At 69.6% G+C, this 12,933-nt stretch carries 10 protein-coding genes; 3 read left to right on the forward strand and 7 right to left on the reverse strand.

From position 1 onward, the window contains the following. Nucleotides 1–7: 7 nt before the first annotated feature. Nucleotides 8–304: a hypothetical protein gene (locus OEB96_RS26030; protein ID WP_266219440.1), complete on the reverse strand. Its 297-nt coding sequence runs from the start codon at nucleotides 302–304 to the stop codon at nucleotides 8–10. Then, the gene (locus tag OEB96_RS26035) at nucleotides 301–1,104 is read right to left on the reverse strand and encodes a DUF72 domain-containing protein (RefSeq protein ID WP_266219441.1); all 804 of its coding nucleotides are present in this window, start codon (nucleotides 1,102–1,104) and stop codon (nucleotides 301–303) included. The genes OEB96_RS26030 and OEB96_RS26035 overlap by 4 nt, the downstream gene beginning before the upstream one ends. A gap of 289 nt (nucleotides 1,105–1,393) precedes the next feature. On the opposite strand from OEB96_RS26035, the gene rsgA reads away from it, so the two are divergent. Next, nucleotides 1,394–2,434 (forward strand): ribosome small subunit-dependent GTPase A, encoded by a 1,041-nt coding sequence (rsgA, locus tag OEB96_RS26040; RefSeq protein WP_266219442.1) that lies wholly within the window; start codon nucleotides 1,394–1,396, stop codon nucleotides 2,432–2,434. A 47-nt stretch (nucleotides 2,435–2,481) separates the two neighbouring features. On the opposite strand, the gene OEB96_RS26045 is transcribed toward rsgA, so the two are convergent. The 5 genes from OEB96_RS26045 to OEB96_RS26065 all read right to left on the reverse strand — a co-directional run bounded on the left by OEB96_RS26045 (nucleotide 2,482) and on the right by OEB96_RS26065 (nucleotide 10,182). Further along, nucleotides 2,482–5,493, reverse strand: coding sequence for a DUF4215 domain-containing protein (locus tag OEB96_RS26045; RefSeq protein WP_266219443.1), 3,012 nt, complete (start codon nucleotides 5,491–5,493; stop codon nucleotides 2,482–2,484). Nucleotides 5,494–5,575: 82 nt separating this feature from the next. Then, nucleotides 5,576–7,045 (reverse strand): hypothetical protein, encoded by a 1,470-nt coding sequence (locus tag OEB96_RS26050; RefSeq protein WP_266219444.1) that lies wholly within the window; start codon nucleotides 7,043–7,045, stop codon nucleotides 5,576–5,578. A gap of 8 nt (nucleotides 7,046–7,053) precedes the next feature. Next, nucleotides 7,054–8,130, reverse strand: a complete 1,077-nt coding sequence (locus tag OEB96_RS26055; protein ID WP_266219445.1) for a type VI secretion system protein IglI family protein — start codon at nucleotides 8,128–8,130, stop codon at nucleotides 7,054–7,056. Beyond that, nucleotides 8,127–8,513 (reverse strand): DUF4280 domain-containing protein, encoded by a 387-nt coding sequence (locus OEB96_RS26060; RefSeq protein ID WP_266219446.1) that lies wholly within the window; start codon nucleotides 8,511–8,513, stop codon nucleotides 8,127–8,129. Before OEB96_RS26060 ends, OEB96_RS26055 begins: the two co-directional genes overlap by 4 nt. 4 nt (nucleotides 8,514–8,517) lie before the next feature. Then, nucleotides 8,518–10,182 carry an AMP-binding protein gene (locus tag OEB96_RS26065; RefSeq protein WP_266219447.1) on the reverse strand — a complete coding sequence of 555 codons (1,665 nt, stop codon included), beginning with the start codon at nucleotides 10,180–10,182 and terminating at the stop codon, nucleotides 8,518–8,520. Nucleotides 10,183–10,517: 335 nt separating this feature from the next. Here OEB96_RS26065 and OEB96_RS26070 point away from each other — a divergent pair, with 335 nt between their 5' ends. Both OEB96_RS26070 and OEB96_RS26075 read left to right on the forward strand, forming a co-directional pair. Further along, nucleotides 10,518–10,970 (forward strand): helix-turn-helix domain-containing protein, encoded by a 453-nt coding sequence (locus tag OEB96_RS26070; protein WP_407674680.1) that lies wholly within the window; start codon nucleotides 10,518–10,520, stop codon nucleotides 10,968–10,970. Between the two features lie 386 nt (nucleotides 10,971–11,356). Further along, entirely contained in the window at nucleotides 11,357–12,910 is a 1,554-nt protein-coding gene (locus tag OEB96_RS26075) for a type VI secretion system contractile sheath small subunit (RefSeq protein ID WP_266219448.1), read from the forward strand. The last annotated feature ends 23 nt before the right edge of the window (nucleotides 12,911–12,933 follow it).

The raw sequence follows: 12,933 nt of genomic DNA on the forward strand, positions 1-12,933 counted from the left end.
AGCGCGGCTATCCCAGGTCTTCCTCACTGACGGCTTCGTCGTGGATCTCCGCCCGCACCCGCTGGCCGGCGATCCCACGCGCCTGCACCACCTGCACGAACATCGCGCTGACGCCCCCGTAGTTGATCCACCCCTGCTCCGACTCGGTGATCACCGCGCCCAGCACGGTCACCCGCAGCGGCACCGGTGGCTCGATGCGCAGGCTCTTCTGCGACCAGAACGACAGCGGGCTGCTCCAGTAGGTGTCGAGGGTCTCCCACTGGTCGTCCTTGCGGAACACGTGGATCTTGAGCTGCGAGGTCATGACGACCACGCTCCTGGCAGCTCGATGCCCGGGAGGGTGCGGGCGATCGCGATCATCCGCTGCACCAGGGTGGGGGCGGTCTGCTCGTGCGAGAAGAACACCCACGCCTCGTCCCAGGTGTCGCGGATGCGCTCCGCCCACCGGCGCAGACGTTGGTCGTCGTAGGTGGAATCGTGCAGGCGCACGTAGCCCCAAGGGGCCGTGCGTACGAGCGGAGGCATGCGCTCGGGGTCCGTCGCGGGACTCGACGGGTCTGCATCGCTCGCCGGGGGGCCCGCGTCCTCACCGTGCTTGGCCGCGTCGCCTTCGAGCTCGGCCACGCACCATGCATGCCCGGCGTCCGCGAGCACCTCGTGCACCAGAGGATCGTCCCATCCGCGGTGCCGCAGCTCGAACGCCGCCCGCACTCCCGCGGGCAGCAGCCCCACGAACGTCCGCAGCCGCTCCACGTCCCTGGGCAGGAACGGCGGAGTCTGGAACAGGATCGGCCCGCGCTTGTCCCCCAGCGCCTCGAGCTGCCGCAGCAAGATCGCCACCCCCTCGTCGGCGTTCTTGAGGCGAGCCTCGTGGGTGATGCGTCGCGAGGCCTTGATCACGAAGTCGAAGCCGTCGGGCACCGCCTCGGCCCAGCGCCGCAGCACCGCCCGCTTGGGCATGCGGTAGAAGGTGTTGTTGATCTCCACCGTGCCGAAGCGCTCGGCGTAGAACGAGAGGCGCTCGTCGTTGGACAGACCCGCGGGGTAGAACCCGCCGTCCCACTCGTCGTAGGCGTAGCCGCTGGTGCCCACCCGCAGGCGCATCGGTGCTCACGGTAGCAGCCGCAGCCTCCAAGCGGCAGCGGTCGGTCGTCGGCCGCGATCCCGGCCGAAGGGGGGCGGCTCATCGCGCTTGCGCCGGGTCGGTTCTGGGCTCATGCTGGCCCGGCATGACTACGGTCGCCTGAGAGTCCGCGCGTCGCCTTGGCCCCGTCCAACCCTGGTTGGGGTGCCGGTGAGCGCGTGGTGAAACGACCGTCCTTCTCGACTGGCGCGTCGCACGGCGGACCGCGTTGGCTCGTGTTCGTTGCTCTCAGCCGAATCCGCACTCGTCATGCAGCTCGAAATCCTGGGGTGGACCCCCTCGCTTGCCGCGGCCTTCGAGGCCGTGGCTTCTCCTTCCTCCATCCCCGCTCGCCTCGTTCGCATCGAGGGCAAGCGGGCCCTCGCCTCGACCGCCTTCGGCGAGCGCTTCGTGGACTTCCCCTCGCGCCTTCGGAGGGGCGAGGGCGTGGCCGTGGTGGGCGACTGGGTCAGCCTGGCGGCGGCCGACTCGGCGCGGGTCGAGCACGTGCTGCCGCGCCAGACCGTGCTGGCCCGACGTGCGGCTGGCCGCCGCGTGCGCCGACAACTCCTGGCCGCCAACGTCGACGTGGTGTTCGTGGTGTCGTCGCTCGACGCCGACTTCAGCGAGCGTCGCCTGGAGCGCTACCTCACCGTCGTGCACGACGGAGGTGCGCGTCCGGTGATCCTGTTGACCAAGGCCGGGCCGTGCGACGATCCGGCGCCGCTGCTCGCCCGGGCCCGCGCCGTGGCCCCGGGGGTGGACGTGCATGCGATCGACGTGCTCGCGGGGATCGGCCCGAACGCCCCGCGGGCCCACCTCGCGCCGGGGCGCACGGCGGTGTTGGTGGGCTCGTCGGGCGTGGGCAAGTCCACCCTGCTCAATCACCTCATGGGGCAGGACCTCATGCTCACCGGTGCCGTGCGGCAGAGCGATGGCCTGGGGCAGCACACCACCTCGCACCGCGAGCTGTTCGTGCTGCCCCAGGGCGGCGTGGTGATCGACACCCCGGGTCTGCGGGAGCTCGCGCCCTGGGCCGACGAGGACGCGCTCGAAGAGACCTTTGCCGACGTGGAGGCCCTCGCGGCGCACTGTCGCTTCGCCAACTGTGCCCACGAGCACGAGCCGGGCTGTGCCGTGCTCGAGGCGGTCGACGCGGGCACCCTCGATCCCGCGCGGCTGGCCGCGTTCGTGTCGCTGCGCCACGAGCTGCAGCTCACCGGCGTCCAACGCCACGAGCAGCGCCGACGCGACCGCTCGTTCGCCAAGCTGGCGCGGGGGGTCCAGCGCCTCAAGCGAGGGCGCCGGTAGGCGGCCGCGAGCTACGCCCGCCGCCGCCGCCGTCGCCATCCGGCGAGCTACGCCCGCCGCCGTCGTCGCCATCCGGCGACCAGCAGCACCAGCCCCGCCGCGTGCAGCGGTGCCCCGGGCTCGTTGCCGGTGGTGCAGCCGCAGCCGCCGGGATCGGTCGAACCCGGCTCGGGCTCGTCGCCCGTGCTGCCCTCGTCGACATCGGTGGTGGTGCCGAGCCCTCCGGTCACGCCGCCGCCGGTCTCGTCGACCACGCCGCCGTCGCTGGTGTCGTCGTCCGGGGGCTCGCCGCCGGTCGAGCTCTCGCCACCGGTCGTTCCGGGCTCGGGCTCGAGCACGCACGTGGCATCGCAGCCGTCGCCATCCTCGAGGTTGCCGTCGTCGCACTCCTCGTCACCGGTGACCTGACCGTCGCCACACACGGCCTCGACCACCTCCACCACGCACAGGGCATCGATCGTCCATCCGCCGAACTCCAGCCCCTGGTCGCTCTGCAGCCGGAACGTCAGCTCCACCTCTCCATCGTCGAGGAAGTCGTTCAGCGGAACGTCGTGGAAGCGCCACTCCCGATCGATGTGGTGCGTGGTGGCCTGCGGAGTGTCCATGTTGCTCCACTGCGTCTGACCGTTGACCGCGAGGCTGGCCTGGTCGTAGTAGCCGTCCTCCACCGTCAGCCAGCGCCGGTAGTGCAGGCGCACGTCCTCCCGCCCGCTGATGTCGATCATCGGCCCGGTCACCCACGAGTTGCCGTTGTTGGGGTACTCGTCCTCCTGCTCGATCAGCACGTCGTCGGCGTCGTAGGGCTCGCTGGGATCGACCCCCACATCGCTGGGCTGCAGCGGCCCCACGCTCCACACGTTGCCGGGCCCGCCCGAGCTCCACTGGCCCAGATCGGCCATGTCGTCGAGGCAGTAGATCGGCACCACCGCGCCAAAGAACGTCTGGTACCACTCATCGGCCGGGTTGTTGGGGAAGATCGCCTCCTGGCCGTTGGAGTAGGTCAGCACCACCTGGTACTGGACCACCACGCCCGTGTCCTGGGTGGGAATGGTGGCCACCCACGAGCCGCCCTGCTGCGTCATCGCCTCGGTGACGAGGCTGCCGGGGTCCCCGCGCAATCGCCAGCGCAGCTCGGCCGAGCTCAGCTCCACCGGGCAGCCGGGGAACACGGGCAGCGCCAGCGACAGCACCGCCTGCCGCCCCTCCGGCACCGGCACCAGATCGACGGCCCCGTCGCCGAGCGCCGTGGGATCGAGCAGGCCGTGCAGCTCGAACGCCTCGTTGATCTCGCAGCCGTTGGGCGTGCCGTTGGCGAGGTTGCCGTCGTCGTCGTCGTAGACCAGCGCCTCGGGATACATCGAGGGGATGTCGACCGCGCGGCGCGTGGCCTCGTAGTAGATCATGTCGGTGTGCTGGACGCCGGCCGGCCCCCCCAGCTTGGCCTGCAGGGCGGTCCGCAGGTCCCACAGGGTGCCGCCGATGATCTGCCCCTCGTGGTGCGCCTCGCCGGTGTCCTCGGGCCAGTGCCACTCGGTGCCCACCGGGTTCAGCTCGCGCAGCGGATCGTTGGAGTGGAAGAACCCGCGGCCCATGCCCGAGTCGTCGACGATGGTGGCCGCGAGGTAGTCGCTGACGCCCTCGCTGAGGGCCGACTCGAACGCGCCCACGCCCTCGAGCACCGACTGGTGGTGCACCGAGTGGCCCACCTCGTGGTAGACCACGTCGGCCAGGCGCGCCGTGTTCTGGCAGCTCCCGTTGGCGCGCAGGAAGAAGATCGCGTCGCCGTTGGACGAAGCGTTGCACGAGCCGTTGAGGTTGACGTTGACGTCGAGGTTCTGATCGAGCCAGGAAAGCGTGGGGTCGAGCGCCCGCACGTACTCCTTGACCAGGCTGCCGTGGATGAACCCGCTGAGTTCCGCGTCGACGTACTCGTTGCCGGCCATGCTCCAGGTGACCGTGTCACCATCGCTGACGGGGAAGTTGGCGGAGGCCTCGCCCTGCGCATGGTCGTCGATCGACACCAGCGGGCCCTCCACCGAGGTCTGCAGGGTGGTGGGGTTGGCGGTCAGGGTCACCTGCCCGGCCGCGTTGGTGGTGGCGCCCATGCCGTTTTGGATCACGTCGAGCAGCGGCGCATCGACGTCGATGCGGGGGACGCCGGGGTGGCGCTGCGGCACGTCGAAGCGCACGGTCACCGCCGAGTGCATTCGCTGCTCGCGGGCCACCGGGTCGCCCGTGTGCGCGTCGAGATACACGTCCCACTCCCCCAGCGGCTCGACCGAGCGCACCACCACGCGCACCACCGCGTGGTAGGTCCAGTGGGTGCCGGTCCAGATCGGCAGCACGAACGGCCCTTGCGGGCCCGTGGCGGTGAGGGCCGAAGACGACGAAGGCGAAGGCGAAGAATAGTCTCGCGCGATGAAGCCTCGCGCCAGGTCGATCGCAAGCGAGGGATCGAGCCCGGGGCCGGTGGGCAGCGAGGCGCTCACGTCGGGGAGAGCCTGCGACGACACATAGACCAGGCGATCGCCCTTGAACCGCACGCTGAGCTGCCCGCCGAGCACGGGCACGCCGTGGTGGAGCTGCAACAGGCCCACGGTGCGGATGCCCGAGCCGAGGTGGTTGGTGACCACGGTGAAGTCGGCGATCGTGCTGCCCGGGGCGAGCACCGACAGGTGCCGCGAGAGCCAGAGCAGCGCCAGCGCCTCGGCGCGGGCCGGCGACGCCACCGCGCCCGGGGCCTCGATCCCCGTGGTGATGATCCCGCTGGCGGCGCCGCGCTCGGGGCTCCACGCCACCCAGATCGGCCCGACCTCGTCGCGCATGCGCACCAGGCCGGGCACCGTCAGCCGCGGGTCGAGGCCCGACGCGCGACCCCATACCGGCGTCGCGGGCGGGTCCATGATGCGTCCGTCGGAGAGCTCGAGCCCCTGTACGTCGAGCGGGTCGCGAAGCGGGGCGGCGGTGGCCACGGCGGGAGCGAGCGAGGGGACGAGCAGCGAAGCGATCGCCGCGGGCAGGAGGGCGGGTGAGCCGCGACGACGGCGATGGGGCAGCATGAAGGTGCACTACGCCAGGGCGCAGGCCCGATCAAGTGCAAACACCCGCCATTTCCAGGACTTGGCCAGCCCGCGCGCGAGCTCACATCGATGTGGCGATCGAACCAATGGGAGGCTTGGTCTCGGCTTCGCCCCTGGTCCACGCCAGGAACGTGGACCAGGCGTCGTCGGTCCATCGCTCCTGCGGCGTGAGCTTGGACAACGACAGCGCATACAGCCTCTCCGCGTCTCCGTGCGAGATCAAGCGCTCGATCAGCTCGACCCCGACACGCTCGTCGTGCTCGTTCAGAGTGGTCTCGATGGCGACCAAGTCCGCGAGGTAGGAGCGCGCTTGTTCGCGCAGCCACTGCCACAGGTTGGGATGATGCAGACGGTCGGCGTCGGCCTTGGGCATCCCGTGGTAGGTCACCGTGATCTCGAACGGCTCGTCGACGTACCAGGCACGGGCGCCCCAGCGCACCTCCACGTCGTAGTCGAAGGTGTGTCCCGCGTCGGGCTCGAACGTGAGCTCCGCTCTCATCACGGTCCCGAGCACCGACTCGATCCGCTGGGCCTTCCTCGCTCCGATCGCCAGGTCGAGGCGGAGCGCTTGCTCGAGCTCGTCGGTGGTGGGCTCGGTGTGCGGTAGTGCGCCGCGGTACAGCACGATGCGCGCGGGCGGCAGGGGCGCTGCTCCGCGCCCGTCCCACATGGGGTCGTAGCCCACGTAGGTCGCCGGGGGAGCGAGCCGTGCGTGAGAGGTGCGATCGAGCACCAGGAACACGACGGTGAGGTTCATGCACACGTCGTCGAGCAGCGGGAGCACGAAGCGTCGGATCCGACGATCGGCGATGTGCGGCCAGGGGTCGCGCCCGAGCTTCGACTCGGCGCTCACCAGCGTCACCTCGAGATCGTGGACGGCGATGCGCGAGGTATTGCCGAACGCACAGCGCCCCAGCTTGGAGTGGTTCAGCCGGGCGGGATCGAAGGGGACCCGGTAGTCGTCGGTGATGCGGCGCACGTGGACCCCGAGCTCGGGGAACACGTGGCGAAACAGCCAGTGCAGGCCGTGAGGAGAGTCGAGCTCGTGGATCCTCAGGAAGTCGCGACGCACGTCGGCCCAGCCGGGTCGCGTGCGGTCGGGCCGATCGGAGGTCAAGCGTGCATGCAGCAGCGAGCGATCGAGCAGCTGCAGCAGCTCGATCACGGGGTCACGGGTCGGCAGCTCCTGGCACAGCCGCAGCAGGTACGACGGCAGCGGCGAGCGACAGCTCAGAAGGCCCAGGTTGACGGTGATGACCACCCTTGGATCGACGGGACCCTTCGCTCGGTGGGCATGCCCTGGCCGGTCGCGCGGCGGAGGCCCGAAGAGCTCGACCTGCTCGACCATGGTGGGCCGAGGCGAGGCGCTCAGGTGCCCACGAAGCTCGATCTCGGAGGCGTCGTAGCCGATGGATGCCAGCAGATCGAGCAGCGCCGACAGCTCGAACTCTCGAGCACGGGCCACGATCCGCTCCTCGACCTCGGAGAGGGTTCGAAGCTTGCGAGGCGCGAAGGTGGCGGGGAGATCCATGGCGCGGGCTAGTCGTCGAGGAAGCCCTCGAGATCGGCCTGGTAGAAGCGCGAGAGCGCCTGCCACGGCGTGTCGTCGGCGCGGTCGAGGTGGGGTCGCAGATCGTCGCGGCGCTCGCTCAGCACGCGGAAGTAGCCGGCGAACAGCGCGGGCAAGAACTCCACCGGATCGAAGCGCTCGATGATGCGCTGCACGTCCTGAGCGACGATCGCAGCCCTCGCGAAGCGACCCCGCTCCACCAAGCGCTCGAAGCCGTGGAGCTTGCGGCGCAACGAGCTCAGCGCGGCGGACTCGGGAGCATCGAGCTCGTGGCGAGCGGGCCAGGGCTCGGGTAGGCCGGCCACACCGCGCCCGTGGCGAGCGGGCCAGGGCTCGGGCTCATCGAGCTCGTCGAACTCGACCGCATCACCGAAGGGCTCGGGTTCATCGGGTTCGGGTTCGGGTTCGGGCTCGGGCTCCCTGGCGGGTGGAGGAGCAGCCTCGGCCAGCGCTCGGGCTGCGGCGTCCTTCTCGGCGGCTCGCGATCGTGCTCGCATCAGATCGCCCCGGGCCCAGCGACCGATTCGCGCCAGCGGTCCCGCGCAGCTCGGCTGGTCGACCACCTCACCGATCGTGCGCGCGAGCTCCTCGACCCCGTCCCCGAGCTCGGCTGGCAGCGTGGGCGGACCCTCGCGCAGCCACTCGAGCCAGGCCTGGTCGCGCTGGCGCTGGTGGAATTGGATGTGCGTCATCACGCCCTGGAACAGCCACTGCAACGAGGTGTCGATGACCCGTGGCGTGCTGCGCAGAAGCGGCGGAGCCGTGACGTCGTTGGCCACCAGCTGCCCGACGGTGCGCAGCAGCCGGGGCAGGTACGCGACCCCACGCTCCGCGAACAGGCCCATCAGGTACACGCACGCCAGCCGCACGTCGTAGACGTCGCCGCGCAGCAGATCCACCGCCTGCGCCGCCGCCTCGATGCACTCGCCGCGATCGGCGAGCTGGGCGAGCTGGTGGATCGTGCTGCGCGTCTGCCCGTCCACCGGCGGCCCCATCGGCCGGCGGGTGTCGAGCAGGTTGGGAGGAAGCTCGAGCCGGGTGCTCATGACACCACGACCTTGAATTGCCCGGGGCTGACCACCGTGATCACCCCGCCCCAGCTGCACATCAGCGTGCAGGTCTGGTCGACCGCGGGGGTGCCCCCGTTGATCGTCTTGACCGGCCCGGGAAGCCACGGCGCCACCGTGTTGGGGACGCACGGCATGGGGGTGAGCACGCCCAGCGCCGCCGACGTGGCCGAGGCCACGGTGGGGTTGGCCAGCGACGAGCACGCACCGAACGTGGGCACGTTGACGACGGGTGCGTTGGCGGTGTTGTTGGCGGTGGGCGTGCCGCTGATGATGGTCTTGGTGGGCAGCACCACGAGGCTCGCGGGAGCGACCCCGAAGCTGCACATCATGGTGGCGCCAGTGCTCAGTGCCAGGGCCATGCGATCACTCCGTGGGGGCGAGCTGCCGCAGCTCGGTGGTGTGGCGGAACACGGGCGTTCGCGCCTTGGCGAACAGCGCTCCGCTGGTGTACTGGGCCCGACACCAGGCGTGGTCCACCGCGCCCTCGCGCAGCCGGGGCAGCAGCGGAAACAGCTCGATGCAATCGGGCAGGCTCGGCTCGCCCAGGCGCATGGTCAGCATGCGCCGCAGCTCGAGCGTACGTGGCTCGGCGAGCGCCTCGAAGCGAGCGTCGGGTTCGTGCCCGCAAAAGCCCAGCAGCACGAAGCGCTGCGCGAGGGTGGGTCCGCCCGCCGGTACGACCGCGACGCTCGCCCCCCGCAGGAACGGGCAGTCCTCCAGTGTCGCGAGGACCTCCTGGGTCGGGTACACGCGCCCGCTGCGTCGGGGCTCGATCGTCCCGCCATAGAGGTACTCGCCGCCGCGTCGCCGCGCGAGCGCGATGTACTGCGGCTGCACGGGTGCCTCCTTGCCGGGCTCGCCCGCCAGGGGCGCGAACAGCCCCGCATCACCCACCGAGGGCTGGCCGGTGTCGGTGTAGTCGAGCAACATCCACGGCTGACCCGGCGCCGGCACCACGTTCATCAGCGTCAGCAGGTGATCGCGGCCCCAGCGTCGCAGCGACGACAGCAACGCCCCGCCCGACGCCGCCTCGAACACCACGTTGGACATGGCGACGTGCGGCTCCAGCCGTTCCACCAGATCACGCCAGGCCTCCCAGTCGGTGGGCTCCTCGGGGTCGTGGAACACGTGCTGCCAGTGGGGCTTGCTGGTGCCCTGCTCCAGCCACGCCTCGCACGAGAGGGTGTCGAGGCCCACGCTGCGCAGCGGGATCGCCTCGAGCAGCCTGGGATCGCGCTGCACGTCTTCGGCCGGCACGTGCACGAACGTGGCGCCCGCGCTCAGGGCTGCGAACAGCAGCGCGGGCTGGTGCTGCTCGCGGTGGAGCCCGGGTGCGGCCAGGGCATCACCCGCGCGCAGCGCCAGCGTGATCGTGCCGTCGCGGATCGCTCCCAGGTAGGCGCGCGAGGCCGGCAGTGGAATCGGCTGCTCCTCGAGCGGACGCAGCGGTGAGAACAGCAGCGCGCACGGCTCGTCGGCGGCATACGTGTGCGACGAGCCGTCGAGCGAGGTCACGAGCCCGTCGGCGGGCAACAGCAGCTCGGCCAGCGCGCCCAGCCACGGTGCATGGAAGGGCTGGCTCGCCACGTGGGCGGGGGCGAGCGCCTCGAGGCGCCGGGCCACGTGAGCCGGTCCGAGCGTCTCGACCAGCGACACCACCGCGCCCAGCCGCAGGCCGGCGAGCAGCGAGACGATCGCTTCCACGCCGAACGGCAGCACCACCGCCACCACGGCCCCGGGGACCACCCCCTGCGCGGCCCACCACGTGGCCCGCGCGGCGCAGCGGCGATCGAGCTCGTCATACGAGAGCGTCGACCAGCCGCCGTCGCGCTCGTGATTTCGATCGTACCAGCGAAGGGCCGTTCGCCCCATGTGCAGGTGCCGTATCACCCAGTCGTGGTAGGGGTCGTAGGCTTGCCCCGGCACGCTCTTGAACACTGGCGAAGTGGGTCCACCCAGCCACTGCTGAAGCGCAGTGACCAGCGCGTCGGGCTCGCGCCAGCTCTCCTCGAGCCACGCTCGATCCACCGTCGGACGATCGGAGTCCGGCGCGAGGGCGACGGCGGCGGCAATGGACTCTCGGCGCAAGGGCTCGGTCTCCTTCGAGCTCGATTCGCTCGATCCCACGATCGGCGCTCGAGGCCGGTGGTCGCGAAATGCTGTCAGTCGTTGGTCGTACCCACAAAATTCTCGACCGAATGTGAACGTGGCTGGAACGAGAGTTCATTTGATAATTCGCCATGTCGATCGAGGTCGACCGCATCGAAGCGTGAGCGAACGGCGTTCACCAGCGTGGATCGCACGTGCGAAAACCATCGCGAAGGGGGGTGCATCCTCCCGACGAATCTGGTCCCTTGGATCTCATGTCGACATCGCAAGGAAAGCGAGGTCGGCCTACTGCGAAGATCACCGCAACGGCCGACGAAAAGCATCGACTGCTCTCATGGGCGAGCCGAGAGAGTGAACCGGCGCTCGCGCAGCGCGCTCGCATCGTGCTGGGCTGTCTCGAGGGGCGAAGCAACCTCGAGGTGGCGCGGACCGAGGGTGTAACGAACGTTACCGTGGGCAAGTGGAGGCGCAGATTCGCCACGCAGGGGCTCGCTGGGCTGCAAGATGCGCCTCGCTGCGGTGGCCCGCGCATCATCGACGACGACCGCGTGGCCGAGGTGGTGCGCCTCACCCTCGAGGCCTCGCCCCCCGACGCGGAGCGCTGGACCACGCGCTCGCTGGGCCAGCGGCTGGGGCTCAGCCATGCGACGGTGGGTAGGATCTGGCGCAAGCACGAGATCGCGCCCGAGTCGCTCACCCACGACTGAGGTGCGCTGGTCCGAGCGATTCCGCTCGCATTATTCGAATGGAATTCCGTTCCATCGATGCAGATTTCACGCGATTTCAGCGTGTCACGCTGATGCATCGCGAATCGCGGTCGCATGGTGGATTTTCGAAGCGATTCCTGTTCCAGCGGTGCCGACTTCGCACCGCGGTGCACGGGTTCATTGTAACGAACACATGTGACAGCGTGAGTTGATTATTACAACGAATACGTGTGACAACATGATTATTACAATGAACACGTGTGACAGCATGTGATGATCTTCGAACGGCGTCGCTTTTTTGGAGGTGGAGGAATTCCTGGTCGAGACTACCGCCGTGCATTGGGTGTTGGGATTGACGCCGACCCGCGGCACGGCTGGAAAGTGACATGAGCAAGCCAGTTCCCAGATCACGACTCAACATCACCTACCGTACCCGGATCGACGGTGTGCCGAAGAAGGCCAAGCTGCCCATGCGGTTCTTGGTGCTCGGCAAGCTGACCAACGAGAACCGGAGCCTGCTGAGCGATCGACCAATGCACTCGCTGATGCCGGGTATGAAGGTCGACAGCTTCATGCAGGAGATGAAGGTCGCCTCGCCCATCGAGCCCAAGGACCTCGCGGTCAAGCTCTCGGGTCACCTCCACGGCACCGTCACGGGGGTGTTCAAGAAGAAGCCCGAGAGCAGCGACAGGACCGGCGTGGTCAAGCTCACCGGCACCGCCATGGTGACGGGCAAGCTCAAGGACAACGGCCTGGGCAACTTCGAGGGGCAGGTCACGCTCGAGGGCGAGTACGAGTTCAGGCTCGAGAACCGCAAGATCAAGCTGCCGCGCGGCGGTGAGGAGGTCATGCTCACCGTCCAGGGCATCGTCGAGCCGCCGAGCGAGAGCGACTTCGAGGCGGGGATCACCGGATCGATCGACACGAAGCTCGTGTTCAAGATCGCCGAGAGCACGCTCTCCGACTCGGAGGAAGACCTCGCGCTCGATCTCAAGAGCCCGCTCGAGTCGCAGGTGCCCGTGGCCCTGACGATCCCCCTGCGCTGCGTCTCCGACTTCCATCCCGACAACGTTGCCGAGCGCGTGCCCGAGATCCGACGCCTGCTGCTGCTGCGCCGGCTGGCGCTGGAGCTGCGCAGCTACGTCTCCAGCAACCCGCAGCTCTCCGTGATGCTCCGGGACATGCTCGACAAGACCGGCTCCGAGCTCGCCCGGGCCAAGAAGAACGCGCACGTCGACGTGGCAACCGCGAAGGCCGAGCTGGACGAGGCGACCAAGGTCCTCGAAGAGGGGCAGAAGGCGCTCGCCGCCGCCACCGACGACGCGGGCAAGGTCAAGGCGCAGCGAGAGCTCGAGCGGATGCAGGACAAGCTCCGAGAGGCAGAGGCCAAGCACGAGCAGGCCAAGCGCAACGAGGACGTCGCCGCCAGGCGCCAGGAGCTCGAGGACGGGCCCAAGAAGGCGCTCGCCGACCAGAAGGCCGCACTCCAGACCAAGGACGCAGAGCTCTCCAAGGCGACCGCGGACCGCGACGCGGCGCTCGTGAAGCGCGACGAGGCCAGCAAGGCACACGAGGAGCAGCAGCGGCTGCTCGAGGCGGCACAGAAGAAGGTCGACGAGGCAACGGACGACACCGCGAAGGCGGAGGCCGAGACGGAGCGCGCCGACGCCCAGGCGAAGGTCGACGAGGCGAGCACCAAGCTCAACGAGGAACAAACGGCGCTCGACAAGGCCCAGGGCGAGCTCGACAACGCCGAGACCGCGTTCGACGAGGCGCAAGACGAGCTCGACGAGGCGAAGGCCGCGCTCGCGGCCGCGCAGGCCGAGTACGACGCCAAGGCGCGCCTGAGCCAGCTGACCACCGTGGCGCGGCTCAAGAACGAGCTGGTGGGCATGTTCCCGCTGCTCATGGTCGAACCGCCCAGGAAGGCCACTGCCTGAGGCCACGCCCACCCCGGACGAAG

It is taken from the genome of Paraliomyxa miuraensis (assembly GCF_026337845.1).
In the GTDB taxonomy this organism is placed as follows: Bacteria; Myxococcota_A; Polyangia; order Nannocystales; family Nannocystaceae; genus Paraliomyxa; species Paraliomyxa miuraensis.

What these genes read in the sequence shown, in the direction of transcription:
- OEB96_RS26045 (WP_266219443.1), bottom strand. Translation starts at nt 5,493, where the DNA reads ATGCTGCCCCATCGCCGTCGTCGCGGCTCACCCGCCCTCCTGCCCGCG.
- OEB96_RS26075 (WP_266219448.1), top strand. Translation starts at nt 11,357, where the DNA reads ATGAGCAAGCCAGTTCCCAGATCACGACTCAACATCACCTACCGTACC.
- OEB96_RS26060 (WP_266219446.1), bottom strand. Translation starts at nt 8,513, where the DNA reads ATGGCCCTGGCACTGAGCACTGGCGCCACCATGATGTGCAGCTTCGGG.
- OEB96_RS26035 (WP_266219441.1), bottom strand. Translation starts at nt 1,104, where the DNA reads ATGCGCCTGCGGGTGGGCACCAGCGGCTACGCCTACGACGAGTGGGAC.
- OEB96_RS26070 (WP_407674680.1), top strand. Translation starts at nt 10,518, where the DNA reads ATGTCGACATCGCAAGGAAAGCGAGGTCGGCCTACTGCGAAGATCACC.
- OEB96_RS26030 (WP_266219440.1), bottom strand. Translation starts at nt 304, where the DNA reads ATGACCTCGCAGCTCAAGATCCACGTGTTCCGCAAGGACGACCAGTGG.
- OEB96_RS26050 (WP_266219444.1), bottom strand. Translation starts at nt 7,045, where the DNA reads ATGGATCTCCCCGCCACCTTCGCGCCTCGCAAGCTTCGAACCCTCTCC.
- OEB96_RS26055 (WP_266219445.1), bottom strand. Translation starts at nt 8,130, where the DNA reads ATGAGCACCCGGCTCGAGCTTCCTCCCAACCTGCTCGACACCCGCCGG.
- rsgA (WP_266219442.1), top strand. Translation starts at nt 1,394, where the DNA reads ATGCAGCTCGAAATCCTGGGGTGGACCCCCTCGCTTGCCGCGGCCTTC.